At 40.8% G+C, this 24,772-nt stretch carries 21 protein-coding genes and 1 tRNA gene; 4 read left to right on the top strand and 18 right to left on the bottom strand.

Features of this window, described 5'->3' with window-relative positions; all coding sequences use genetic code 11:
• Nucleotides 1–53: 53 nt before the first annotated feature.
• From IGI69_RS03880 to IGI69_RS03855, 6 genes are all read right to left on the bottom strand, one after another.
• A complete protein-coding gene (locus IGI69_RS03880) occupies nucleotides 54–908 on the bottom strand; it encodes a two-component system regulatory protein YycI (protein ID WP_005225285.1) in 855 nt (284 codons plus the stop codon).
• On the bottom strand, nucleotides 909–2,219 hold the full coding sequence (locus IGI69_RS03875; RefSeq protein WP_060792693.1) for a YycH family regulatory protein: 1,311 nt from the start codon (nucleotides 2,217–2,219) through the stop codon (nucleotides 909–911).
• Nucleotides 2,216–4,057, bottom strand: coding sequence for a cell wall metabolism sensor histidine kinase WalK (walK, locus tag IGI69_RS03870; protein WP_213335829.1), 1,842 nt, complete (start codon nucleotides 4,055–4,057; stop codon nucleotides 2,216–2,218). The genes IGI69_RS03875 and walK overlap by 4 nt, the downstream gene beginning before the upstream one ends.
• Nucleotides 4,058–4,060: 3 nt before the next feature.
• On the bottom strand, nucleotides 4,061–4,765 hold the full coding sequence (yycF, locus tag IGI69_RS03865) for a response regulator YycF (RefSeq protein ID WP_010747607.1): 705 nt from the start codon (nucleotides 4,763–4,765) through the stop codon (nucleotides 4,061–4,063).
• A 132-nt stretch (nucleotides 4,766–4,897) separates the two neighbouring features.
• Nucleotides 4,898–5,758, bottom strand: a complete 861-nt coding sequence (locus IGI69_RS03860; RefSeq protein ID WP_005225280.1) for a DegV family protein — start codon at nucleotides 5,756–5,758, stop codon at nucleotides 4,898–4,900.
• Nucleotides 5,751–6,317, bottom strand: coding sequence for a DUF1836 domain-containing protein (locus IGI69_RS03855; protein ID WP_208773572.1), 567 nt, complete (start codon nucleotides 6,315–6,317; stop codon nucleotides 5,751–5,753). The genes IGI69_RS03860 and IGI69_RS03855 overlap by 8 nt, the downstream gene beginning before the upstream one ends.
• Before the next feature lie 269 nt (nucleotides 6,318–6,586).
• Between IGI69_RS03855 and IGI69_RS03850 the strand changes: the two genes are divergently transcribed.
• A tRNA-Lys gene (locus tag IGI69_RS03850) sits at nucleotides 6,587–6,659 on the top strand.
• A gap of 475 nt (nucleotides 6,660–7,134) precedes the next feature.
• Here IGI69_RS03850 and IGI69_RS03845 read toward each other — a convergent pair.
• The 5 genes from IGI69_RS03845 to IGI69_RS03825 all read right to left on the bottom strand — a co-directional run bounded on the left by IGI69_RS03845 (nucleotide 7,135) and on the right by IGI69_RS03825 (nucleotide 12,585).
• Nucleotides 7,135–7,413 carry a type II toxin-antitoxin system PemK/MazF family toxin gene (locus IGI69_RS03845; protein ID WP_060792690.1) on the bottom strand — a complete coding sequence of 93 codons (279 nt, stop codon included), beginning with the start codon at nucleotides 7,411–7,413 and terminating at the stop codon, nucleotides 7,135–7,137.
• Complete coding sequence (locus tag IGI69_RS03840) at nucleotides 7,400–7,675, bottom strand: type II toxin-antitoxin system RelB/DinJ family antitoxin (RefSeq protein WP_333718992.1); 276 nt, start codon at nucleotides 7,673–7,675, stop codon at nucleotides 7,400–7,402. The genes IGI69_RS03845 and IGI69_RS03840 overlap by 14 nt, the downstream gene beginning before the upstream one ends.
• Before the next feature lie 930 nt (nucleotides 7,676–8,605).
• Complete coding sequence (locus IGI69_RS03835) at nucleotides 8,606–9,094, bottom strand: AAA family ATPase (protein ID WP_034868317.1); 489 nt, start codon at nucleotides 9,092–9,094, stop codon at nucleotides 8,606–8,608.
• Between the two features lie 536 nt (nucleotides 9,095–9,630).
• Complete coding sequence (locus tag IGI69_RS03830) at nucleotides 9,631–10,020, bottom strand: DUF4430 domain-containing protein (protein WP_060792688.1); 390 nt, start codon at nucleotides 10,018–10,020, stop codon at nucleotides 9,631–9,633.
• Between the two features lie 87 nt (nucleotides 10,021–10,107).
• Nucleotides 10,108–12,585 carry a vitamin B12-dependent ribonucleotide reductase gene (locus IGI69_RS03825; RefSeq protein WP_428216629.1) on the bottom strand — a complete coding sequence of 826 codons (2,478 nt, stop codon included), beginning with the start codon at nucleotides 12,583–12,585 and terminating at the stop codon, nucleotides 10,108–10,110.
• Nucleotides 12,586–12,725: 140 nt separating this feature from the next.
• Here IGI69_RS03825 and IGI69_RS03820 point away from each other — a divergent pair, with 140 nt between their 5' ends.
• Together IGI69_RS03820 and IGI69_RS03815 are read left to right on the top strand one after the other, a co-directional pair.
• Nucleotides 12,726–13,265, top strand: a complete 540-nt coding sequence (locus IGI69_RS03820) for a hypothetical protein (RefSeq protein WP_096742302.1) — start codon at nucleotides 12,726–12,728, stop codon at nucleotides 13,263–13,265.
• 559 nt (nucleotides 13,266–13,824) lie between these two features.
• Nucleotides 13,825–15,252, top strand: coding sequence for an APC family permease (locus IGI69_RS03815; RefSeq protein WP_005225272.1), 1,428 nt, complete (start codon nucleotides 13,825–13,827; stop codon nucleotides 15,250–15,252).
• A gap of 115 nt (nucleotides 15,253–15,367) precedes the next feature.
• Here IGI69_RS03815 and IGI69_RS03810 read toward each other — a convergent pair whose 3' ends face one another.
• From IGI69_RS03810 to IGI69_RS03790, 5 genes are all read right to left on the bottom strand, one after another.
• Nucleotides 15,368–16,006, bottom strand: a complete 639-nt coding sequence (locus IGI69_RS03810) for a TetR family transcriptional regulator (RefSeq protein WP_060792684.1) — start codon at nucleotides 16,004–16,006, stop codon at nucleotides 15,368–15,370.
• A gap of 47 nt (nucleotides 16,007–16,053) precedes the next feature.
• Nucleotides 16,054–16,755: an ABC transporter ATP-binding protein gene (locus tag IGI69_RS03805; protein WP_060792683.1), complete on the bottom strand. Its 702-nt coding sequence runs from the start codon at nucleotides 16,753–16,755 to the stop codon at nucleotides 16,054–16,056.
• A gap of 5 nt (nucleotides 16,756–16,760) precedes the next feature.
• The gene (locus IGI69_RS03800) at nucleotides 16,761–17,837 is read right to left on the bottom strand and encodes an ABC transporter permease (protein ID WP_431399605.1); all 1,077 of its coding nucleotides are present in this window, start codon (nucleotides 17,835–17,837) and stop codon (nucleotides 16,761–16,763) included.
• A 318-nt stretch (nucleotides 17,838–18,155) separates the two neighbouring features.
• Nucleotides 18,156–19,115, bottom strand: a complete 960-nt coding sequence (locus IGI69_RS03795) for an L-lactate dehydrogenase (protein ID WP_010747562.1) — start codon at nucleotides 19,113–19,115, stop codon at nucleotides 18,156–18,158.
• A gap of 93 nt (nucleotides 19,116–19,208) precedes the next feature.
• Nucleotides 19,209–20,177 carry a TDT family transporter gene (locus IGI69_RS03790; protein ID WP_060792681.1) on the bottom strand — a complete coding sequence of 323 codons (969 nt, stop codon included), beginning with the start codon at nucleotides 20,175–20,177 and terminating at the stop codon, nucleotides 19,209–19,211.
• A gap of 150 nt (nucleotides 20,178–20,327) precedes the next feature.
• On the opposite strand from IGI69_RS03790, the gene IGI69_RS03785 reads away from it, so the two are divergent.
• The gene (locus tag IGI69_RS03785) at nucleotides 20,328–21,155 is read left to right on the top strand and encodes a LysR family transcriptional regulator (protein ID WP_081117234.1); all 828 of its coding nucleotides are present in this window, start codon (nucleotides 20,328–20,330) and stop codon (nucleotides 21,153–21,155) included.
• Nucleotides 21,156–21,239: 84 nt separating this feature from the next.
• Here IGI69_RS03785 and IGI69_RS03780 read toward each other — a convergent pair whose 3' ends face one another.
• A complete protein-coding gene (locus IGI69_RS03780) occupies nucleotides 21,240–21,668 on the bottom strand; it encodes a GNAT family N-acetyltransferase (RefSeq protein WP_005225265.1) in 429 nt (142 codons plus the stop codon).
• A gap of 383 nt (nucleotides 21,669–22,051) precedes the next feature.
• Nucleotides 22,052–24,727, bottom strand: coding sequence for a mannosylglycerate hydrolase (mngB, locus tag IGI69_RS03775; protein WP_005225264.1), 2,676 nt, complete (start codon nucleotides 24,725–24,727; stop codon nucleotides 22,052–22,054).
• Nucleotides 24,728–24,772 lie beyond the last annotated feature (45 nt).

The following is a 24,772-nucleotide window of genomic DNA, read 5'->3' as shown; positions in this document are numbered from 1 at the left end:
TTTACGTGACTTCCTCTCTGGTTGTTTCAACGAGTTCCATTATACCCGCTTTTTTATGGATTTTCTACCTTTTGAACGGCATTATTCGTGATGATCCGATTGCTAAAGGCATTGACCGTTTCGATTTGGATGGTGTCATCGCCATCTAATTGGAACGCAATAAACCATGCAGGAATATACACATTTTTTTCCCTAACCTTCAAAATCATCGTATAGGCTAATTCCGTCCAGAGAATTTTCGAGTGACTCGGCAGCTTGTTGTTTAGATAAAGCGTATTTACTGCTTCTTTTTCTGAATAGACCGTCATCTTTTCCCTTAGAGGCGTAATATTGGAGATATGTGTTTGCGTGTAACGAGCAATCTGCAATAGATCATCCGTTTGTTCTAAGGTGATATCGATTCGACTTGAGCTGTCATTGAAAGGAATGCCTTCATAGGATTGAACCGCCACCACGGTCGGATGATTGGCGTTCAAGACAGAGAGGTTTTCCAAATAGTCATATTCATCCCCAAACAGGACTTGATCTTTTCGTTGCAAAAAACCATTGACGGTTTCTTCCGTTTGGGAATCATCACTGATGTAAAAGCCATTGGTTGAGACATGGATCAACTGCTGACCTTTGACCGTCGACCCTCTTTTGAACTGCGTATTGAGTTGCGGATTTCGTAGCTCCACATCAAAATCCGTCTGTTCACCGCTCAAATAATAGCCACTCAAGACCTCATCTGATAATTCGCCAGAATACCGAATGTCCTCAGACTCGAGACGTTGTTCGATAGGAATCGTTTGGTTTGATTGTGAAACCATCTGATGCTCGCTGCGAGCCTCACTGTAAACATTGAATAAAAAGACGTTCAGACCAAGAAAAGCGAGGAAAAAAATCCATTCGATTCGTTTAAAATCCAATTAATTCTCCTCCGTTTCTGCTAATTTTGTCATTAATGCATCATAACTGATCCAAGACGAGTCATAATTGACATACCAAGCAGGCGTCAAATCAACGAGTGGTGCATCTTTGATCTCCCCCCATTGATAGCCAACGATGATCTGTTGCAATAATTCAGGATCAGCCCCTGCCGCAATCAGATCATTTTTGACCGACAAACTAGAGGGTAATTCAATCTCGGTTTCAGAAGGAATCGGCACTTGAATCGCGTTCAAACTGGCAGAAATCGTCATTTCCCGACTGCCGGTCTGACCACTTTCTGAAAAAGCCACACTGATCACCCCTTGACCACCAGTACTAAAGACTGGATAGCCTTCAACGAAAACCCGATAATCCAAGTGCTTGTCTTGTTGATCAAAATAGCGGATCGTCCCAAAATTGTTGCCTAAACGAATAATATAATCCGCACTCAACATCGCCAGATCCGTTTCATCGGAATCATCTGTGGTAGTTTCAAACTTGACTTGCTGCTGATCTTGCAAGACCGTCATGTTTTGCCCACCTTCATAATAGTAGGTATCGACACTTTCATCATTGATCTTGACGTTTTTAGGATTGCTGAAAAAGGCTTCTCGAAACAAGCTCTGAGATTGAGTCGAAGAATAGTAGCTGTATTTTTTCAGCTTGATCGAATCCTGCGTATAATATTGCTTGCTGGATCGTTCTTCATCTGCCACCATTGTCGTCCATTCTCGAGGGTTGTCTGCTAGTAAGTGTTTTACTTGGCTTTTGTCCCAGTCGATTTTTCCTCGCACCACTCGTTGATGGGTAAAATCAACAAATTGGATCGTGTTTTCTTCAAGGTCAAACTGGATGCGGGAAAACGGAAAATCCTCTGTTTCACTTTCGTCCTCTAAGGACAGCTCTTTTTCAAAGGTTTTCTCATAATCTTTCAAGTAAAACGTTGTATAGTAGTTTAAGGACACCCCTTGATTGACTTCTTGGGCTTTTGAAAAAGCTTGTTCCTCGCCATAGGTTCGCAGCGTCAAATCACTGATCGTTGCCTCATTGATCGCCTCTTGGATCTCACGAATCACCGCTTCAGAGTTGGTTTCTTTGATCGCGTCCTCGTCATTCCAAGTCAAATACAGGGGCAAAAACAAATCGCTTTTTTGTTTGTAGGTTTGAACCGAAGGATTGACGCCGGTATCTGTTTCCGTGCTGGCATTGTTGAACCCAGTCGGATTCAGCCAAATCATATAGGAGAAATAAAAACTCAAGGCGATCATTACGATCAAGCCTACACGAATGATTTTTTCTGAGATTCTCATACCCACCAATCCTCCTCATACGGTTCATACGGCAACATGATGTAAAATGTTGACCCGCGATTTTCTCGACTTTCCGCCCAAATCGCACCGCCATGAGCTTTGATGACTTCTCGTGAGATCGCCAATCCTAAGCCAGTACCTCCTTGCTGACGGGCACGAGCTTTGTCGACACGGTAAAAACGATCAAAGATCTTTGCGAGATCTTTTTTCGGAATCCCTAGTCCTTGGTCATTGATGCTAAGTACGATGTTGTTATGAGTCTCCATCAATTTCACCGTAATGATCCCGCCATCTGGCGAATATTTGATGGCATTATTCATGATGTTATCGATCACTTGGATCATTTTATCGGTATCGACTTCCAACCATAATTCTCGTTTAGTGAACTCCCGACGAATCAAGTATTTTTTGCTTTCATTCGTCACCATCATGTCAAAACGATCCAACACGAAATTGACCATTTCATTGAAATTGATGTATTCCAACTGCAGTTGCGAATTGCCGCTATCCATCCGCGACAGACTCAACAAGTCATTGATCATCCGAATCATTCGATCCGTTTCATCCAACGTCACTTTCAAAAAGTTCGGCGCAATTTCTGGGTCTTTCCAAGCACCCTCACTCAACGCTTCGATGTAGCTGCGCATACTCGTTAATGGTGTCCGTAACTCATGAGAAACGTTGGAAACGAACTCTCGCCGTTCCTGTTCATTTTTTTCTTGCTCTGTAACATCGTGCATCACCGCAACTAACCCAGAAATAAAGCCAGACTCCCGACGAATCATGGAGAAATCGATGCGCAAAATCATATTTGTTCCCGTCAAATCATTGCTAGGACGCTCCAACAGCATGTCTTCAGGATTTTCCAAAAGCTTTCGTAACGTGTATTCTTCATCGATTTCCAATAACGTCAAAATCGACTGCCCGATCGCTTCTTCGTTGCTGACATTTAACAAGGACATCGCCATCTCATTGATGGTAATGACTTTGCCTCGTCGGTCGGTGGCAACAACGCCGTCTGTCATGTGAGTCAAGACGCTGTCCAAGCGGTTTCGCTCAGATTCCATCGCCTCTTGAGTCTCTTCGATTCGTTCTCCTAGTTGATTAAAGGTCTCCGCCAGTTGCCCCAATTCATCTTTTCCATGAATCGCGACCTTGCGGCTATAATCTCCTTTGGCGATGCGAATCGCTTGTTCGCGCATCTCTCCGATCGGTTGGGTGATGGAACGAGAGACCAATAGTGCCACAATGATCGAAATCACTGCCGCAATCAGCGAGGCTGTCACAAAAATGACCGCAGTCGTACTGACTTCATTGTATTTTGACTCAAGATTGCTCCGTAAATAAAGGGTTCCTAAAACGGTATCCCCTGTCGGTGATTGGATCGACTGCACGATATTGAACACCCGCTGGCCGCTGGATTCATCATAGAGGACTTCACTGCGGTTCGTATCGTAATCACGGTAATCATTTTTTTCTCCCACCGAGCCACGATCATTGATATTGGTGGTTGCACGAATGATCCCTTGCTCATCCACCACCCGCATCTCCAAAATTTCCGATGAGTTGGTACTCGTTAAGATTCGATTCAAGGAAGCATTCATGGAATCCCAATCTAAACCGTCATCATTATCCATTCGACTCAATTCAGAGCCTAATGTTACCACTAACGTGCTGGCACGTGCCTCCATGTCGCGTTTGAAGGCATCGACCGTTGTTCTTTCCAATTCGCGAATAAAATACGCCCCGATAATCTGGATCGCAATCAATAAGATCAAGATAAAAGTCAGGGCGATTTTGAAGTTCACCGATTGAAAAAAGCGAACTTTATTTTTCATAGCTTATTCCTGTTCTGGGTTCCGCAAGTAATAGCCCACTCCGCGACGAGTAACCAAATAATTTGGATGGCTCGGGCTGTCTTCGATTTTTTCACGTAAACGACGCACCGTCACGTCAACGGTCCGAACATCACCAAAGTAGTCATAGCCCCAAACCGTTTGCAATAAATGCTCCCGGGTCATCACTTGACCAAGATGTTTTGCCAAGTAGTGCATCAATTCAAACTCTCGGTGCGTCAATTCGATGGCTGCACCATTTTTAGTGACCATGTACGCATCAGGATGAATGGTTAAATCACCAATCGTTAATTCGCTGTTGGCGTTATCGTCTGCTTCCTTCGCAGCTGCCGAGCCGCGACGCAGATTGGCTTTGACGCGGGCCACCAATTCCCGGTTTGAAAATGGTTTGGTTACATAATCGTCCGCACCAAGCTCGAGGCCTAGTACTTTATCGATTTCAGAATCTTTGGCTGTGACCATGATGATCGGCATGTCATGGGTTTTGCGCACTTCCCGTGCAACTTCCAACCCATCCATTTTTGGCAGCATCAAATCAAGCAAAATCAGATCAGGATCGACCTCGGCTACTTTTTCTAATGCCTCTTCTCCATCATAGGCGGTATATACTTCATATCCTTCTTTGGTTAAATTAAATTTGACGATATCAGAAATTGGTTTCTCATCGTCCACGACTAGGATCTTTTTCAAAAATGTCACCTCAATTTTTTTTGGTTTCTTACTTATTATACATTATTTAAACGGGCTTTTCATCTTTCCCAAAAACCGCGGCCTTATTCTTAAGGAAAGCACAAAAAAAGAAAGGCACGGGGCCTTTCTTTTTTACTCTTCTAAAAGCTGGATACCGATCCCTAACAACCCAGGACCCGTGTGGACGACTAATGCGGGAGAAATTTGTCCAAATAAGATTTCTTTGACCTTAGGAAATTCGGCTTCTAATCGTGCTTTCATTTCTTTGGCTTCTTGCAGTGCATCACCTTGCGCCACAGCTAAACGCACATGGCGATGATCACCGATGAATTGCTTGATCAAGTCAACGGTTTTGTCCAAGCTTTTCTTCCGTCCACGAGATTTTGCGACCGTATAGTAGATCCCTTCTTCATTACAAGAGATAATTGGATTCAATTTCAAGGCATTGCCTAAGATGGATGCGACCAGACCGATCCGGCCGCCTTTTTGTAAATACTCTAAGGTAGCTACGTTGAAAAAGACTTTGTTTTTCGGCACTTCATTCGTTAATTGTGCCCGCAGTTCTTCCCAAGTCACGCCTTTTTCTAACAGTTCTGCTGCACGAATCGCTTGCAGCCCTGCACCGATTCCGATATTTTTCGTATCAAGTACGAAAACCTCAAGATCCGTCCGTTGTTCACCTAACAGGCGAACGACGTTAAACGTTCCGCTCAAACCGCTGGAGATGGTTACGGCAAAGACTTTCTCATACCCATCGGCTTTGATCCGATCAAAGATTTCCCCGATCGCAGCACCGTCAGGTAACGAGGTACTAGGGATCTCTTGCGGCAAGCGCTCGTAGATTTCTTCCGCAGTAATATCAACTTTATCGGTATAGGTCCGATCCTTGTAGATAATTTGCAATGGCAGCATATACATGCCGTATTGCTCCATGATCTGTGCGGGAACATCGGTACCTGAATCAACTAATAGGGCAATTTTCTCTTTATTCATGGGCTTCTCCTTTATGTGTTTCTAAATAAATGACTTCTAATTCAATCGTTTTTTCTGCCAATAGTTTGTTGGCAAAGGAACGCGTCGCACCTTTCATGGCTACTAATTCAATTGGGATCGGTTCCGACGTCATTTGTTCGGGTTCTCCCATTGCTTCTTTGCCGACAAGGTGGATCGCTTTTTCTTGTTCTTCACAAAATACATTGTAGGCATTTCTGATGCCGACGACTTTCCCTTGAAAAAGGATCCCCGTCTTTATTTCAGGAATCGTCAGCACTTGCTTGAGCATCGTGATCGCAATCAAAAATGCGAGATGCTTTTGATTGTAACGTTTCTTCTCTGGTGCTGGAATCATCCCTTTTTTGACATAATTATTGACCATGGAAGAGGTCAATAGCGGATGCTTTTCCGTTTGGATCACCGGCGATAAATATTGATCGATCAATGTGATCACCTGATCCATATACAGTTCCAGCGTTGGCAATTCTTCCCATCTCGGCAGGTGGAAATTCAGCAATGAATTGCCCCAATTTTTCATGTCTGCTTGTAATTTTTCCATGTCATCCTCCATTTTGACGAACAGAAGGTTAGATTATCACAAACTAATCATCTAGTTTTGATAACTAGATACATTTTATCACGGTTTTCTGAGTTTTTAAAGCAATCTGATCAATCTTTTAAGAATTTCCTATCATTTGAATTTGGGAAACAAATGGTGTTTTATTAAGATAACGCCAGTTTCTCAACTGAAAAAAGCGCATATTTTTTTCAAAAGAATGATTGATTTTTCAACAATGGAGTGCTAAGATAATGAAGTACTTTTGGTACGGGCCGTTAGCTCAGTTGGTAGAGCAGCTGACTCTTAATCAGCGGGTCGCGGGTTCGAGCCCCTCACGGCCCATTGGGTGCCAAACCCACGGAACAGGTAAATGTTGGTGCGAAAGCATTTCGAAAACATTTATGCTGTTCCATTTTTTTGTTTATAATTAATTTATTGCCAATTGAATAAGAAGAAATGCCTTGCTGTCAAAAAGTTTCTTATTAAATGATGTATGTAAGAGCTATGCTTTTCGAAAAGTTTTTTTCTACGAGATGACTGAACTCTTTGCACGTGAAATGCTTCGTTTCTCCATAAATTAACTGAGTCAGATAATTTGTGGAAGTAATAGCTTCTGTATAAATTCAGTGAGTGCTTCGCTAGTTCAAAAACCTTTACAGTAATTTTTTTCTCACTATTACCACTACAAATTAGATATGAAATCAAAAAAATCACTACCTAGTCCTAATGAAAAGGTAGTGTATTTTTAATGCTGTTCATTCTTCTAAGAGCGCTCCTTAAGAAACTCTTCTAAACGATTCAAATCTTTCTGAGATAGTTACCCTATATCTTTATATTTAAAATCTATTTTTTCTTTGGAAAGAACGAATAACGTTCCTGTGTCAATCCAAGACTCTTTTTTTAAATTTGAATCTTGCCAATCATTGATATGGAAATAAAGCTTTTTTATGCGCTCTGATTTGTGTTCAAACTTGCTTGTAATCGCATAAAAAAGAACTTCATTTTCACTATTCTCAATAATCAAAACTGGTCGTCTTTTTCCTTCTGGTTTACCCACATAAGCCACATACATTGAAACTATTTTATTCATCTTCATCCAACCAAGCCTCGAAAGCCTTATTATCATCTATCCTCGTCACATTAATAGATTTTTTCGCTAACTTAGCAATTCGCCTAGCTTGCTTTGTTTGTTCAGAAAGTTTTACCTCAAAGGGTAATCCCCCTTTTTCTATGACTTGTTTATAAAAAATAGTAATTGCCGTAGTGGGATTCATTCCTAAATCATGTAAAATATCTTCTGCTTCCATTTTTAGATCTTTTTCAACCGCAATCTGAATTCTTTCTTTTTCCTTCTTCATAACGCACCCCCAAAAAGAGTTTTTTATACTTATATTTTACTCTATTTGAGCGCTATTTTCACTTACTATACTCATAAATAAATTTATTTTTCGCATAAGAAATCTAACTTCTTCAAATTACCTAACTTTTAGTAAGTGGGTTTAACACCCAATGAACAGGTAAATCGTGGCGCGAACCCCTATTTATATTATCTCCATATATTCTTCAAAAAATCCATGGATATTACACTAACACTAATTATCGTAACACCATAAAACAAGGAGCATAACTTGTTAACCTATGTCATGTCCCTTGTTTTTTTAATTCAGGTATTGATAAACTAAATACATAAACCATACTAATCCTATTATAAAAAATAGATTTAAAATGTTTTTATTTATTTTTCTTCTTTGCTCTCCAAAGTATGGCGACCTTTTTTGCCAAAACAATTTCCTGTTTTTCACATCAGAAAAAAACAATTTAAAAATTATAAATAACACAGGAAGAGAAAAATTTAACACTATATAAAAAATATCTGTAGGATCTCCAATTAAAACTAACCCTATAAAAATAAATAATATAATAAGAAAAATTAGTTTATACTGAACTTTCATAACTCACCTATACAATCAATTGATTTTATTCTATTTGTATTCTGAAGGTTCTGAGGGGACGATCGTCATTTTAAAATAGTTCTCCTATTTCTTACCCTCTTTTACAATTTTGGCTGATCTAATTCCTCTCATCAGCAATTGGATACAAATTTCGTACTAGCTGCTCTTATTCTTCATTTGGGGTGGTCACCGCTAAATTATTTCTTCTATCGAAGAATGCAACAAGAAAAGAAATTGCCAATCACTATTTTGCTTCTAGCATGACTGTCCTTCGTGTCCTGCACAGGAATAAGACTAACTGTATTGAAAAAGAGTAAAAAAAGTTTTGAGGCTACTTCATATATTCTTTTGCTCGATCACTACCTCATCTTCATTTACCGGTTCTTCGAATCCTGAAAAAAACCGTTGAAGGATTTCTTCTGTAATAGGAAAAGCGGAATTTGCAGTCTGGACTTTATTTCTGATCGCTAATCGTTTTCGTAAAGTATCATAATCAGCTTTTAGATAGATTACTTTAATCGTCACATCATATGCTGCCAGTAGTTCTCTATAAGCGTCTCGGTGACTTTTAGCCCAAAAACTAGAATCGACAACTACGTTTTTTCCTTCTTGAACAGCCTTTACTGTAAGCTCTTTCAATTTAACTGAAGATAATGAAGAAACTTTTGCATATTTCTCCGAAGGGTAATCAACACCATAAACGCCATAATCTTCCCAAATCAATTCATCTATTGCTAGTCTTACATAGCCTTCTTGCTCTTTTTGTTTTGAGTAAGTGGTTTTGCCTGCACCACTAACGCCACACATCAAAAGTACCTCAACCATTATTCTCCTCCTACCTTTTCTGATCAATAAACAAAGAGAACGAAAAAACCTTATTTGTAATCACCGCTCGTGTTTTAGACCACTGTTCGCCACCACATCTGATGGTACAATGATAACATTGTTTTTATGAACAACAAGCAGATTGGGAAACAATCGCAAGAAAAATAGTAAGTAAAACCATATATTAGAGAATAGAAGCGTTAGCCACTTAAGCTAACGGATAAATCAAATTTTTGTCCATTTCCACTCTACTATAAAAAAATTATTTTCTACAAAAAATAGGAACGAAAGCCAAAATACGAAAGAAACATCATGGCTAAAACTTATGTATGTAATGGTATCTTTACTTCTATTATTCCAATTTTAAAATAAACTAAGCCACCACCCAACCCCTGATAGAAAAACAAGAATAGACTCTTGAATAGAACTTGAATGCAAAACTGCCTCCAAAATCAACGCAAGAGTCTATCTGTATAGATAAAGATCTTTATATGCAAGTTCTTTTGCACCAATAAAGATCCTTAGAATCAAGCAAATCAGAATGCTTTCAAATCAAATGTGATAGTGTCATTGTTCTTTAAAATCAACGCTTGTGCCCCTTTATCGGTCATTTCGTCATTGACGGTATAGACCCAAAATAGATTGGCTTTTTGATCTTGACTGATGCCGTCGATCGAGGTGATAAAGCCATCTTTTTCTTTGATCGCAAAGTTTTCTTTCATTACTTCCAGCAGCGACTCATTTTCTCGGAACGTTACTTCTTTTGAGGTCACAGCTTCTTGATTTTGGATGACGATCGTAGCTGTTCCTTGTTCTTGCTTCAAGGAACTTTGCTGCGTGCTTTCTGGCGTTACACTTGCCTGTTGGCATCCTGTAGCGACGAGTAGTGTGCTCACTAGCAGGAATACGACAAATACTTTTTTCATCTATTTCTTCCTCTCCAATAGTCAAAATACTAATCGTTTTTCTATCCAGTATACGGATAAGAATTATTTTATCACTCTCGTTTTTTCTTAGAGCCCGCATTTTAATTGGATTTTACAGTTTGTGCAGGTACTACAGCCACCGATTTCCTCAATGGTTCCTTCATGGCAGATGGGACAGATTTCACCAGAGGCGACGGGTTCATTTACTTGAACGACAGGCAGCGGTTCAACTTGTGCGGTCAGCTCATTTTCAACCGCTTCTAAGGTAAGTACTTGTGAATCTCGGCTGCCGTCTACATAGACAGTCCCTCCTTTGGCTCCTCCTTCATAAAGATCTCGATAAACTTTGGCTACTTGGCTTACTGTATATCCTTTTGGTGCATTGACCGTTTTTGAAATGGAGCTATCCACCCAGCGTTGTATGGTGCATTGCACACCGACATGCTCTTCGGGCGTCAACTCCATAGCGGAAATGAACCATGCCGGCAACTCCGCTTTGGTTCGTTCAGGATGATCCATCAGGTATTCGTCAACGATTTCCGCATTGATTTCAATAAACTTACCTAGTCGACCGCTTCTAAAATAAGAAAAGGAGTAATAAGGTTCTAAACCAGTTGAAACTCCCGTCATCGTGCCTGTCGATCCTGTTGGCGCAACAGTCAAAAGATGAGAGTTGCGAATACCGAATCGCAGCACGCCTTCGCGGATGTGCGCTGGCATTTTTTTCATGTATCCTGTATCGATAAATTTCTTTCGCAACGCTTGCGTCTCTTGGTCATTTTTTCCAATCAGGAAGGGAAAGCTGCCTTTTTCTTTCGCCAATTCAATGGATGCCTCATAGGCAGTGACTGCCATTGCCTCGAAAATTTGATCAACGAATTGATTTCCTTCTGCCGATCCGTATTTTTTCCCGCAGTAGATCAATAAATCTGCCAAGCCCATGATCCCTAATCCAACACGTCTTTCCCCTTTCGCCTGCTGCTCATTTTTGTCAAAAAAGTAAGGCGTTACGTCAATAACATTGTCTTGGAAACGAACCGCTGTTTTCACGGTTTCTTTTAGTTTGGCAAAATCAACGGTGCCCTTTTGGCGATCCGCCATGTTTGCGAGATTGATGGCTGCCAAGTTACAGACCGCATAAGGGGTTAGGGGCTGTTCACCGCACGGATTAGTTGCTACGACTTTTTGTCCATATGCTGTAGCATTCGTCATCTTGTTGGCATTATCGATAAAGAAAATACCAGGCTCAGCAGAATACGTTGCACAAAAAGTAATCAACTCCCATAACTCACGAGCTTTGATCCTTTGATAGGTTTTGACTTTATGGCCAGCAGCTGCCCATTCTCGCACATCCCCGACTTCAGCCCACTTTGCATCATATTGCGCCATCTCTGCTTCTGAATAATTGTCGATATCTGGAAAGCGTAGCTCATACCACCCATCTGTCTTCACTGCTTCCATGAATTCTTCTGTCAAGCAGACTGAGATATTCGCGCCAGTTAAGAAATCACTTTCTTTCACCGTATAGCTGCCACCTATGCGCAATTTTTCTTTTGCCTTTTGGATCATGTCATTATGTTCCTTATCTGACGATTCAGGCAGTTGTGCTAGATAAGTGAACATTCTTTCTTCCATTTTTGTCAGAGGGTCAAATTGCAGTTTTTCATTGATCAGTTGTTTGATCGTCGCATTTGTGATTGTTTTTTTTAGGTGAAGCAATACAGCAGGATTTTGAATTTTAGAAAGAATAAACGCAAAAATATCTGGATGCCAATCTGCCATCATAATCATCTGCGCTCCACGGCGGCTACCTCCTTGTTCGACAAGGTTCGTCAAGTTTGCCAAATCATTCAACCAAGAAACTGCCCCAGAAGACCGACCACTGACACCGTGGACCACACTTGATTTTGGTCGCAAGGTCGACCCATTGGTTCCGACCCCGCCACCTCGACTCATGATTTCCATAACTTCTTGTCGATGAACAGCAATCCCTTTTCGGGAATCATGGATGAAAGGCATCACAAAGCAATTGAAGTAGGTAACTTGAGAATTTGTTCCTGCTCCATAAAGTACTCTGCCTGCAGGAATTAGGTTTTGCGCCACGATGTGTTGGTAAAACACCTCGAAGAAGCGCTCCTGGTCATGGGACTCGTTGGCAGAAATCCCTTTGGCTACACGATGCGCCACTTGTTCAAAAAAGAGTTCTAACGGTTTTTCAATGCCACTTTTTCTTCTTTTAACAAGTCCATTGGCTTGTTCATCAATATCTTCTAACGCTGAGCGATAGGCCTCTTCCACTTCGATAGAGACTAGTTCCCCATCGATTGCTTTCACAACACCGATTCCTCGCGCAGGATATTTAGGATCAGCTTTCGTTGTCAAAATCACCAAATCATCCTTACGCAATGTTTGATGGGTTTGATCCTTGTATGAATAACGATCCAGCATAATCAAACGAGCGATTCCCTCAAATGTTTGGGTCATTTCTGGTGTGATCGCCGAAACTTCTTGGAAAAACTTGATATCCTCGTTCAATTTCTCAATCGTTTGTTTTTTGTATTCCATTTCTTTCCCTCACCTTCTAAAACACAACATATTGTGCTCGTTTTTTATTATCGTACTATATAATGTGTATTTCAATCTTGAATTTTATTATTTTCCATGTATAATGAGAATGATTATCAATTAGAAAGACGGCGATTTTCATGCTTCCTCCCCAAACCAAGATATTTTCCATCCAAAGAATTTCTCATTTAGCACTGATTACTGCGGCTTGTATCGTTGGACGGTTAGTTTTTGTCTTTATCCCTAACGTTCAGCCTATGAGTGCCCTTTTATTTTTAGTGGCTTTTTCTTACCGTTTATCCGATGCGTTGATGATTGCCTTATTAAGTTTGCTCGGAACAAATATCTATCTAGGCATGGGTCCCTGGACGATCAGTCAATTGGCTGCACTTACTATCACCATCATTCTTTTTCATCAGTTTGGAAAAATACCGATCATCAAGAAAAACCGCTTCTTGCAAGCTTTCTTTGCCTTTCTTTGCGGACTTCTTTATGGCTTGATCATTTCGTTGATGGAAGTTTGGCTTTATCAGTTTCCTTCGTTTCTTGCCTATTACCTTCAAGGACTACTGTTCGATTTCTTCCATGCCAGTGGAAACTTCGTCTTTTATCTGCTTTTATGGCCAGTATTTGAGCGAATAACACCCACTTCCTATAAATTGGCGAAAAAAAACGAGTGATTTCAATGGAACGAAGCATTTGGCTAACTTTGTTTACGTGTTTCTTTGAAAGAATGTTCGCGTAAAATTTTTCTTAAAAAAACAAAAAAATTACGTCTACTCTCCTGTTTCCTTTGCTTAAAAATCTATCCTAAAAGCACCAGTGAAAAGCCTTTCGAAAGGGTTTCTTCCATCTTTATACGTCCATTCATTTGAATGAAGCACTCCCTATTTCATCCATGCCCTTGACCGAATGTAGTTGGATTTCTTTCAGATTATTAATGAATGATGATGTTTGCTTTTGCTATCATCAGAAATTTATTATTTTTTTTAAATAACAATTTAATTTTTCTTGACCAAAAGAATTCAGAGGTTTATCCTAACTATGGAAAATCAACGACTGGATAAAAAGAAGCAAATGAAATTTTTTTATTCAATTTGACCTTTGACATTTGTGAAAAAATGCATAAGAAACTTGATCGTGATCAAGCGCTTATGGAAAGAAATTTTTTTCTCACTAAATTTCAAAAAACGCTCTATTTTAACCAGTCAGAAAAATCATTTTAAGAAGGAGAAAGCGATGAATGAGAAACAATTACGCTGGTATAATATTGCGCTGATGGCGTTCGTCTCTGTTTGGGGACTGGGAAATGTTGTAAACAACTACGCTCAACAAGGGTTGACTGTTGTTGTTTCGTGGCTATTAATTATGGCTCTTTATTTTGTACCCTATGCATTAAGTGTTGGTCAGTTAGGATCGACCTTCAAAGAGTCAAGTGGTGGGGTTTCCTCATGGATCAAAGAAACCTCAACAAAGCGGTTGGCTTTTTTTGCTGCTTGGACTTATTGGGTCGTTCACGTGCCTTATTTGGCACAAAAACCCCAAGGAATCTTAGTATCATTGAGTTGGTTATTTAAAGGAAACGGTACATTTGTATCAACGATGGGCTCCATGGAAGTCTCATTGATTTGTTTAGCTATTTTTCTATTCTTTTTATGGATTGCCTCTAAAGGATTGACGACCTTAAAAATGATTGGGAACATCGCCGGAACAGCCATGTTCGTGATGTCGATTCTTTTTATTCTTTTAGCAGTGACTGCTCCAGCAATGACTGGTGCTGAGATTGCTACACCAAATATGTCATCTGTTTCAACCTATATCCCTAAATTTGACTTTACCTATTTAACCACGATCTCGATGCTGGTATTTGCGGTAGGTGGCTGTGAAAAAATCTCGCCTTACGTAAATAACACAAAAAATCCTGCCAAAGAATTTCCAAAAGGCATGATCTTTTTAGCCGGTATGGTGGCGTTATGTGCCTTGCTCGGCTCGATTGCTATGGGGATGCTTTTTGATGCCAACCATATTCCAGAAGATTTGATGGTCAACGGCGCTTATGAAGCCTTTCAACGACTAGGAAACTTCTACGGAATCGGCAATTTCTTTGTCATTCTTTATTCCATCGCCAATGCGTTAGCGCAAATCTCTGCTTTGGCTTTTTCAATTGATGCCCCATTGAAAATATTATTGTCTGATGCTGATTCAGAATTTGTTCCAAATGGTTTAGCAAAACTAAACAAAAAAGGAACACCAGTGAATGGGTATATTATGACTGGTATCCTAGTCAGCATTTTGATCATTATTCCAGCACTAGGAATCGGCAATATGACCGAACTGTATCGTTGGTTGTTGAACTTGAATTCAGTTGTCATGCCATTGCGTTACTTATGGGTCTTCTTAGCTTTTATGCTAGTCAACAAACACGCCAATCGCTTTACTTCCGATTATAAATTCGTGAAAAACACCAAGGTTGGCTTTGGGATCGGCTTATGGTGCTTCTTGTTCACGGCCTTTGCCTGCATTTTAGGGATGGTTCCTAAGCTTGATTATGCGGCAGATCCGCAAGCTTGGTTCTTCCAATTGGCCTTAAATATCATTACGCCAATCGCCTTTCTTTTGATTGGCTTGATCTTGCCGATCATTGCGAAACGTGTAAATAAAAAATAATCATTCCCTCAAAAAAGAGGTGTCCGACAACTATTTCGGTTGTCGGGCACCTCTTTCCTTATATATGAACTTTTCCGCCGTGCGAGGCATTTGGTCCATCCTCTTGCCGAAGCGTTCATTCTTCTTCATTGTCCTCTTTGTTGTCCTCTTTGATTCCATACTTGATCCATTGCACCTTATAGCGAAAATCTTTGATCAGCTCTTTTGCGGTCCATTCATTCGAAATAAAATCTGTCAGACTATCCATCACGACCGCCATAATAAAATAAAGGAAACTGACAGCTTCTTGCGTATCATGGATCGTAAAGCGATTTTCTTCCAACAGCTCCAACCACTGACGAATCATGGGCGAATCGTCAGAGATCGCATCGCGCTTCGTCCAGGCATTGCTTTGGGTACATAAGTGGATCATTTTCCAATGATCATCTTCAGGTGACCATTGACTGCACCAAGCCAAGTATTCTTCGATCCCTTTGAAAAAATCATTTTTGTTGCGATTGATAAACGTAAAAATCGCAGAATGGATTTGGTTTGAATAGTCGGCGATCGCATAGTCATAGGCATCTTCTAAGTTTTGAAAGTACTTGTAAAACGCCCCTCTAGAAATGTGCGACTTTTCGACGATGGCAGAGACCTTGACTTGACTGATGTGCTTGCTGAAGAATTCTTCTAAAAGCACGGCATCGATTTTTTCTTTTTTCTCTTGTTTTAAATGAAAAAATGTTGTACTTGGCAAGGGATTCTCCTCCATCATTCGCAATCTACTCCCTCTATTATAAACAAATCCCTCTACTTTTCCACTCAGACTTGTGCAGTTTCTCTTGACGGGGCGTTTTGTTCGATCAGATTGCCATCTTCCATTCGGAAAATACGATCACTCCATTGGATCATTCGCTCGTCGTGAGTGACCATGACTGTCGCTTTCTTTTTCTCATGCGCTTCTTTCACCAATAACTTCACCACTTCATACGCATGATCGGTGTCTAAGCTGGCAGTTGGTTCATCCGCCAAAATCAAGCTGGGGTCATTAAACAACGCCCTGCCGATCGCTACTCGTTGACGTTCCCCACCAGATAAATCGCGGGGAAACTTGTCTTGAAGATCGAGAATATCTAATGAAGCAAGCAATTCATCAATCCGTTCCTTTTCCTTGGCTTTTCCTGAAACTTTGTCGACCAAATAAAATTGTTCCTTTACCGTTAGAAAAGGGATCAAATTCGAGCTTTGCAAGATAAACCCAATCTCTTTAAAACGCAACTTCCCTCGTTGCTTTTCATTTAATTGGGAAAAGTTCACCTGGTTGATGATGATCTCTCCCGATGTTGGCCTTTGTAAGCCGCCAGCGATGGTCAAAAAGGTACTTTTTCCTGAACCAGAAGGACCGATGATACTGACAAATTCCCCTTCTTGAACATGAAAATTCAGTCCTTTTAATGCCGTTACTTCGGTATGCTGCTTGCCAAATTTTTTTATAATATCCTTCATTACTAAAATGTCTTTCATCTTTGTTACCCTCCTATTGCCGTGATTGGATCGACTTTTGTGACCGTCCGAATGGAGAATAAGCCGCCTAGAACTGCCACGAGAATCAAGATGCCGCTATAAAGCAGCCATTGCTTGAATTCAAAGAAAAATGGCATGGCATCTGGTAAAAACAAACTGGTGCCGTATGCCGCCGCAAAGGCTAGGGCTACCCCGATCACACCGACCATAAATGCTTGCGCAATAATTGATTTGGCAATAAAGCTGGTCCGAATGCCTTGGGCTTTCATCACACCAAAAATCGCCGTTTTTTGCAGGGTGATCACATACATGAAAATCCCCACGATTGCCGTTGCAACGACAAATAAGAAGTAGATCATGGCATTTAAGGTCAAGTTTTGGGCAGAAAATCCAGGAAGCTTTTCAATAAAGTCTTCCGTTGCCAACACTTTAAGCTGGGTTCCTTCTTGGTTATCGACTTTCGGATCACTTGATTTGGTCACAATGATATTGATGGGCTGCTCCTTGTCAGATGCAAATGGTTGATTAGCAAACTTCATTTTCGTCCAAGTATCGAGGGAAGTATAAATCACTGGTGACACCGTATAAGACGTTTCTGGGGTGATCCCAACGACTTTGAAGGTTTCATCTGAGCGTCCGATTTTCACTTGGTCTCCGACCTTGATACCTTCTTCTGCTAAATTTTCTGAAATCGTGATCTCATTTTCTTTTGAAAACAGCTTGCCCTCTAAGACTTCTGGTAACAAGAACGCATCGTCTTGTGTACCAAAAACAGTCACATTGACTTGTTCATCGTTGACCGTGATGACACTGCTATATAAACCAATCGGGGCTTTTTGGGTTCCTGCTACACGGTCTAGATCCCCTCTCGTCAATTGCGAAGCCGCAAATGTGTCATTCGCATCTTCTGATAAAACGATCGCGGATGAATCCCAGTCGACGATGGCCTTTTTAAAATCCCAGTTAAGTCCGGTAGCTAAGCCAGACAATATAAAAACAACATAGGCAATCAAAAACATGATTCCTACGATCAGCCCATATCTTAATTTTGAATAATGCATTTCTTTTATAGCCAGAAACATTGCTCTTTCCTCCTGTTTTCCAAATGTTGACAAAGTGTCACTTTTTGAAGAATACCACACAAGGTGACACTTTGTCACTTTTTACAACTCGAAATGTTTGCAAGGTTGATCGATCATTCTTTTTCTGTCATTCACTGAGGATGTTTTTTCTAAAGGAGTGAGAAAAAAGAGAGTTGAATAGTGGGCGTTTCGCGTAAAATACGCCATTTCCTTTTAACATTCTTGGCTAGATGTAAAAAAAGCATGGCCGACCGTAAATAGTCGAACCATGCTTTGGCAAAAACGAACACGAGGATTTCATTACTAGTATTCTTGAGATCAGCTGACTTTGCTTTGTCCAATTGTGGAAATTACTGCTCGTAACTGATGACACGAAGTATCAAACTGCCGTTTTTCCTCAGGGGTAAGCGTCAATTCAATAATTTCGCGGACGCCGTTTTGGTCCACGACTGCAGGAACACCTGTGAATAAATCGTTGATGCCATATTCCCCATCAAGGTAGGAAGACACCGGCAGAATCGCTTGCTCATCATTTAAGATCGCTCGAACGATTCTTGCGACACTCATCCCTATCCCGTAAAATGTTGCTTGTTTTCGATCGATGATTTCATAGGCGGCATTTTTTACTCGTTCAGAAAGAACCGCTAGATCGGCAACGGTCAAACGATCCTTTTGCTTGATCAATTCTACGATCGGTTGACCACCGATCGTTGTATGGGACCAGACAGCGACTTCCGAATCACCGTGTTCCCCAATGATATACCCATGAATATTCCGTGGATCGATGGCTAATTTTGCCGCCACTTCTTTTCGAAGTCTTGTGGTATCGAGGGTCGTTCCCGTACCAACAACACGATTGGCTGGCAGCCCTGACACACGCCATGCTTGATAAGTTAAGACATCGACTGGGTTTGAAGCGATGACAAGCACGCCATCAAAGCCTGAAGCCATCACTTGTTTTGTGACGCTTGCCATAATTTCGGCGTTCACATCGATCAATTCAAGCCGTGTTTGTCCTGGCTTTTGGTTGATCCCTGCAGTAATAACGACGATATCAGCATCTTTACATTCCGAGTACTCTCCCGCCCAAACTTTGATGTTTTCTTGCCCCCATGACATACCGTCTAACAAATCGAGGGCTTCTCCTTCTGCTTTGTCTCGATTGACATCGATCAAGACCAATTCATTGATTAGTCCTTGATTGATCATGGAATACGCAATGCTCGTTCCAACGAAACCTGTTCCGACAACGACAACTTTTCTGCTTGTACTTTTCATGTGCGATCCCTTCCCTTTCTTTTCAAATACTTGTGCTATTGTTTTGCGTAGAGTACGCATTTTCTCAAAAAATGGATGATTTTTTGTGTTTCCTTAATAACTATGACCGGCAATCAGCGCTTTGGTTTGCTGATACAAATGAACAGCATATTTTCCTAACACATAGCAGACGACAATCACGGCAAAGCTGGTTTCAATAATCGTTAAGGCTTGTAGAAACCCAAATATCAGTGGGTGATTCGCAAAAAACAGTGCTGATTTGAACATTGCAGTCGCCGAGATCACAAGAGGAAACGTAAATGCCGCATAGCTTGGGTAAAACCCGACTGCCAGCATGTTTTTCATATAAGCGACAACACAGAAATAAATCGTTTGTGACAATAACAGCATAAAGGCGACAAACCAAGCAGAGCCTTGTTCAAATACGGAAAGGTAACCTGCTAAGCAAAGAGAACCTGGTGCTGTTAAAATCGTGATCAAAGGAACTGCCGCACGTTCCGTCAGCTTTTGATGGACGACTCGCTTTAAAATAATCGGCAAAAGCGCAAAATACAATACCAATGCGATCCAGACGATCACTTCCCCTAGCTCTTTAAAAAAGACAGCAGAAGTATTGGGAATTACGCCAATCCCGACGAAGGTAATAAACCAGCTTGGATAAATGTATTCCAGCGAAAGGTCGACAGGCAAAATATGCACGACAACAAAATAGATCATTAGAGCAAAATGTAAGCCGATAGCCCCCCACCAGAGCAGATCATTCACCACTGCATTGGGAATGACCCGTTCAAAAACAGTGGAGATCACCATCAGCGCCATCGTAAAGGTCGGCGCCACCGAAGCAACGATTGGGTTTTGCAACTCTGACATCGTGTGCTTAAATGTAAAGCATACTTTCAGAAGGAAGAGCCCCATGATGAAAATACCAAGGGTGCAAAACGCATTTCCAACCGTCTCCATTCCTTCTGAATACAATAAATTCCCCAAAGACACAGTGCCTAAAATCAAGCCGCAAATCGGGATTGGCAATGAATGTAAAAAATGCTGGATCGATGTTTTCATCAACTCATCCTTTCTTAACGTATGAAAATTTCAATTAAATTTGCTTTCTTTTTTCTCTACACTTATACTATAATCACCTGATAACCATTTGTAAAATTGTACTTTTAAATACTAATTATAAATATTATTAATAATAAAGGAGTCCGCAAAATGATTGAATTGCTCAAAACCTTCATTGTTGTTTATGAAACGAGAAACTTTAGTCTTGCCGCAAAACAGCTCTATAAAACTCAGCCAACGATCTCCTTGCAAATCCAACGATTAGAGGCGGAACTTGGCTTCAAACTTTTTGAACGTAAAGGAAAACAATTGATTTTACCCACTAGCCAAGCGGAGTTTTTGTATCCTCGTGTGGTCGAGTCCCTCCGCTCATTGTCCACTATTTTTTCGCAAGCCAAAGACACCAAAAATTTTAAAACAGCGTGTGTGCTCGCTTGTTCGAATACCACCGCCGTTTACTTACTGCCTAGCATCATGGCACAGCTGATTGCAGAATTTCCAACATTTGCCTTTGAAATCAAAATCATGAATTCGCAAGAAGTGATCGATGCCGTCGAATCAAACAAAGCCCATATCGGCCTGATCGAAAAATCAATCGTTTCGCCATTGATCCAAAAAGAATTCGTTTATCGCGATGAATTGGTGTTAGCAGGCAACCTCGCTTCTGATTTTTGGGTCTTGCGAGAAAACGACTCGGGGATGTATTACATTAACGAAACCTATCTTTACGCACAGCACCTAAATCCGCAAATCATCAAAGCCAATAATAGCGAAGTGATTTTGTCCCTACTAAAACAAAACATCGGCAAATCGATCATTTCGAAACTTTCATTACCAGAAGAGTTGCCTTGGCAGGAACTTGATCCAGAGTACCGCTATCGTGATCTTTTTATCATTCAGAATCGTCAACGTGTGACGCCGGAAACCGGAGAGGTTTATGAGGAGATTAAACGGCTGTTGTTAGCATTGATTCCATAAATATTAGTCTTTTGAACCAATTAAAGTGAATACAAAAAAAGACGCTGGAGTGTCGTTTGTCACTCCTCCAGCGTCTTTGTATTTTTATAATTCCTTGATAAACCGTTTCTGTTCATGACTGCTGTGGTAGCCATGATTTTCATAAAACCTGTGAGCAGCATGGCGTTTAACATTCGAATTTAATCGAATGCCTTGCATTCCTCGCTGTCGGGCTTCTTCTTCAATTGCCGACAGTAGTTTCCCGCCAACGCCTTGCTTTTGCACTTGATCATCCACTACCAAACCTAGGACATTAAAAAATTGCCCAGCAGAATAAACTGTTGAATACGGCTGTGCTTCAATCATCCCAACTGCTTTACCCTTTATTTCGGCAACAAGCAAGAGATGATCCTCCTCAGCTAAAATTCTCTTTAGGCCTTCGATCAATACTTCTTCTTCGATTGGATAGCCTAGTACTTTCGACAAATGAGTTAGTTCTTTATGATCAGACAATGCTGCGGCTCTAATTTTCATGATATTCTCCTGTCTTGCAGCTTTTGACTCAACTATATTTTTAGAATGCTTATTTGTCAAGAAAGCCCGTTCTGCGCCGCTGATGTGAAATACCAAAAACTACATAAACTGAGATGGAAATAAGAATTAAAAGAAAACCGACAAGCTGCCTTCTGACTTTCCTCCTTTCGTGCAACTCGTACAGAGGAGAGATTTTTGCATACCTTGGAAAGGATGGCTTAGGTATACATTCGCTATTGGCATTCAACCTACAAAGATTCTCGTCTGTTTCGCATTAGTATTAAAAAAGGCTCGTAAATACTTTGATAAGACTTACGAACCTTTTTCACTTTTCTATGGCACAAGCGGACTCGCCGCTTCGCGTGACTTTTTCTCAGTAGCAATTACTCTACATACAATGTCACAAATTTTGCGTGGCCTATCTTTTCAAGAGTGACTACATTCTTTTCCACAACCAGTGCTTCTTTTGTAGCTTCTTTTAAATCGACTGTTTCTACTAACTTCACTGGATGGTTGAATGTGATCGTTGCGTGTCCACCTTCATCTAAAAGCCCATTGTATAGACGCAAAATATAACCTAGACGATCTTCGGCTTTTTTCAATACACTCAGGGTCAAATTGCCATTGATCTCAAAAAGACTAAAGTTTGCCGGTAAGGTTGGTTCAACCGGTCCTAAAGTAAATATCAAGCGGGAATTCAGGAATTCTGCGGATTGATAAAGAGTGATCGGTGTTACTGCTTGTTTGGCACTCTGTGCAACATTTGCTTGATCAAATCCTTTAGCAAAGTAAGCAACAGAGAAATCAAAATGCATCGTTTTGTGGCACTGCGCAGCTGGTGTCGCAATCACTGATTCTCCTGAAGCACGCCCTGGTCGATACAGTAGATTCTCTTTCCCCATGAAGCCATAGGTTCGGAAAATCGTTAAGCGAATCGTATCAAACGCTTTCCCCACGATCTCATATTCACGTACACCCTTGGGCATGACTGCTACGCCATGGGATGCATCGAATAAACCGACAAACGATTGACAAGTTTCTATGGCGATCGGCTGCTCATTCCATTGCTCTTTATTAGCTTCCCAAAGAGCCATTTCTTTTTCAAACACAACAGGGCGCTGCAACGTGCCAAACTGTTGGTCAGCCAGCGAAAATTTCGAGGCAATTCCGGTATCAAATAGCACACATACCCGATGACTATCCACTTGTTGGTTTTCAACCGTTAAGTTGAAATCAATTTGTTGCGATTGTTTTTTCAACACGATCGTCAATTGGATCGGTAGTGAAGCCGAGACCTTCTTTTCTGCACGTTCAGCTAAATCCTTCGGAACCCTCAGCGTGAATACCACATCAATCTTTTGGTAGATTGCTGATTGCTGAATCGAGATCGTTGGTTGCGCATCAATTGATGAAATCACAAAATCTTTCACAGGTGGTGAATAATTGAATGAATCACCATCGTCGCCATTTTCTTCAATGATCCCTTGATTTTGATAAAGCACCTGATTGGTTTTATCTAGAATATCTAACGAGCCATTGCTATTGACAGTGATCTGATAGTACTCATTTTCGATCGTATTGGTTGTAATCTCCTGCAATGGTGCGCTTGTATCACCTTTTAAATCAATTGTCAGCTGGGTATACCCCATACTCGGCACATCAGTCGTTTCTATGGCAATCTTTGCTTTATAGACTTTCTCCGGCAAATAGATCTCCTTGACTGGATCTAATATGTTCCCCTGATTCAACACATACTCCGTTTGGTCGGTAAGCTCTAAAATCGTATAAGGTAACGCCTGACCTGACTGGTCAAGGATCGCAAAATCTTTTTGCGGCAAATAAACCTCTGCTTCGATCACCCCATTACGTTTTGTGTCATAGGTATTGAAAAGCGTAAAAGTAATTTCTTTTGCTTGTGGGTTGTTGATTGCAGTAGAAATCTGTCGTAACATCAATTCGACAAGATTCATAGAAATATCTCGCGCTTGCTTATAGCGCATATAGATATCTTCGTTGGTCGTATCAGAAACACAAGAACCGATCGAATCATGCGCCGCATTTTCAAACATTAACTTCCAAATCTCTATGACTGTTTCTACGGGGTACTCAAATCCTAATTGCATAGCCATGGTTAAGATAGGCTCCATGACATTGACTAAGTAATGTTGGATCTGTGTGTTCATCGCCTTCAAATCAGGACGTGAAGAAAAAATCGTTTTGTGAATTCGCATCAATTTGCCGTTGATCAGTTCACCAGCGATTTCTTCCAACTCAGGATGGCGTACTTTGACCGCAGCAATGTATTTTTCGATCGTTGAAAATTGTAACTCATACTCATCCTGATACAGTTGATTCATTCGATCAACCAATTCTGGAAGATTTTCTCTAACTGGTGCTTGGTCGAAACCATTTGGAAAATACACTTGATCCGTTGCACTGCGCCCCCAAGTCGTTTTAAACGGTTCTTGATGTAAGAACTCTGCTAATTCTGCTTCTCGTTCAGGAATGGCACCGCCAATGTAGTACCCACTTGGGATCTGGTAAACATTGACCACAGAACCATCTTCTCCACGCCATTTGTACTCTGTGTGTTTAACATCGTCATCACTGACACCGCGCCAAAACATTGTGTCTGTGATACCAAACTCACGATAGATTTGTGGCATACTAGCTGCTTGTCCGAAAGAATCTGGCACATAGCCGACATTCATGTAGGTTCCGAATGCTTCACAAATTTTCATGCCATATAACATATTACGAACAATGCTTTCTCCCGAGATCACTAATTGATCGGTTTGTGTGTACCATGGGCCAATGATCAATTTTCCTTGTTGAACAAGTTGTTGAATCCTTTCTTTGTCCTGTGGGCGCCATTTCAAGTAATCATCTAACAGAGAAGCCTGTCCATCTAAAATGAAACTTTCATAAGGATCATCCTTTTCTAGTTGTTCAATGACGTTTTTTAGATCGTGCATCAAATAGATTTTCGAGCGACTCGTCGTAAAATACCATTCGCGATCCCAATGACTGTGGGGTACGACATGTACTGTTTTTTTCATTCAATCATTCCTCTCCCGTGATTAAAAAAGGCACGTAACGATGGG

The sequence above is a fragment of the Enterococcus sp. DIV1083b genome, from assembly GCF_051713705.1.
Classification (GTDB): domain Bacteria; phylum Bacillota; class Bacilli; order Lactobacillales; family Enterococcaceae; genus Enterococcus_D; species Enterococcus_D casseliflavus.
Note: the sequence above shows the minus strand (reverse complement) of the source record. Positions and strands in the feature narration are given on the sequence as shown.

Bases quoted from the DNA above. Each gene is read 5' to 3' on its own strand.
- IGI69_RS03815 (WP_005225272.1), top strand. From the start codon at position 13,825: ATGAATGAGAAACAATTACGCTGGTATAATATTGCGCTGATGGCGTTC.
- IGI69_RS03875 (WP_060792693.1), bottom strand. From the start codon at position 2,219: ATGAGAATCTCAGAAAAAATCATTCGTGTAGGCTTGATCGTAATGATC.
- IGI69_RS03855 (WP_208773572.1), bottom strand. From the start codon at position 6,317: ATGGAAAAATTACAAGCAGACATGAAAAATTGGGGCAATTCATTGCTG.
- IGI69_RS03810 (WP_060792684.1), bottom strand. From the start codon at position 16,006: ATGATGGAGGAGAATCCCTTGCCAAGTACAACATTTTTTCATTTAAAA.
- mngB (WP_005225264.1), bottom strand. From the start codon at position 24,727: ATGAAAAAAACAGTACATGTCGTACCCCACAGTCATTGGGATCGCGAA.
- IGI69_RS03795 (WP_010747562.1), bottom strand. From the start codon at position 19,115: ATGAAAAGTACAAGCAGAAAAGTTGTCGTTGTCGGAACAGGTTTCGTT.
- IGI69_RS03790 (WP_060792681.1), bottom strand. From the start codon at position 20,177: ATGAAAACATCGATCCAGCATTTTTTACATTCATTGCCAATCCCGATT.
- IGI69_RS03825 (WP_428216629.1), bottom strand. From the start codon at position 12,585: ATGGAATACAAAAAACAAACGATTGAGAAATTGAACGAGGATATCAAG.
- IGI69_RS03860 (WP_005225280.1), bottom strand. From the start codon at position 5,758: ATGAATAAAGAGAAAATTGCCCTATTAGTTGATTCAGGTACCGATGTT.
- IGI69_RS03785 (WP_081117234.1), top strand. From the start codon at position 20,328: ATGATTGAATTGCTCAAAACCTTCATTGTTGTTTATGAAACGAGAAAC.
- IGI69_RS03845 (WP_060792690.1), bottom strand. From the start codon at position 7,413: ATGAAGATGAATAAAATAGTTTCAATGTATGTGGCTTATGTGGGTAAA.
- IGI69_RS03820 (WP_096742302.1), top strand. From the start codon at position 12,726: ATGCTTCCTCCCCAAACCAAGATATTTTCCATCCAAAGAATTTCTCAT.
- IGI69_RS03830 (WP_060792688.1), bottom strand. From the start codon at position 10,020: ATGAAAAAAGTATTTGTCGTATTCCTGCTAGTGAGCACACTACTCGTC.
- IGI69_RS03780 (WP_005225265.1), bottom strand. From the start codon at position 21,668: ATGAAAATTAGAGCCGCAGCATTGTCTGATCATAAAGAACTAACTCAT.
- IGI69_RS03800 (WP_431399605.1), bottom strand. From the start codon at position 17,837: ATGTTTCTGGCTATAAAAGAAATGCATTATTCAAAATTAAGATATGGG.
- walK (WP_213335829.1), bottom strand. From the start codon at position 4,057: ATGAAAAATAAAGTTCGCTTTTTTCAATCGGTGAACTTCAAAATCGCC.
- IGI69_RS03835 (WP_034868317.1), bottom strand. From the start codon at position 9,094: ATGGTTGAGGTACTTTTGATGTGTGGCGTTAGTGGTGCAGGCAAAACC.
- IGI69_RS03840 (WP_333718992.1), bottom strand. From the start codon at position 7,675: ATGAAGAAGGAAAAAGAAAGAATTCAGATTGCGGTTGAAAAAGATCTA.
- IGI69_RS03805 (WP_060792683.1), bottom strand. From the start codon at position 16,755: ATGAAAGACATTTTAGTAATGAAGGATATTATAAAAAAATTTGGCAAG.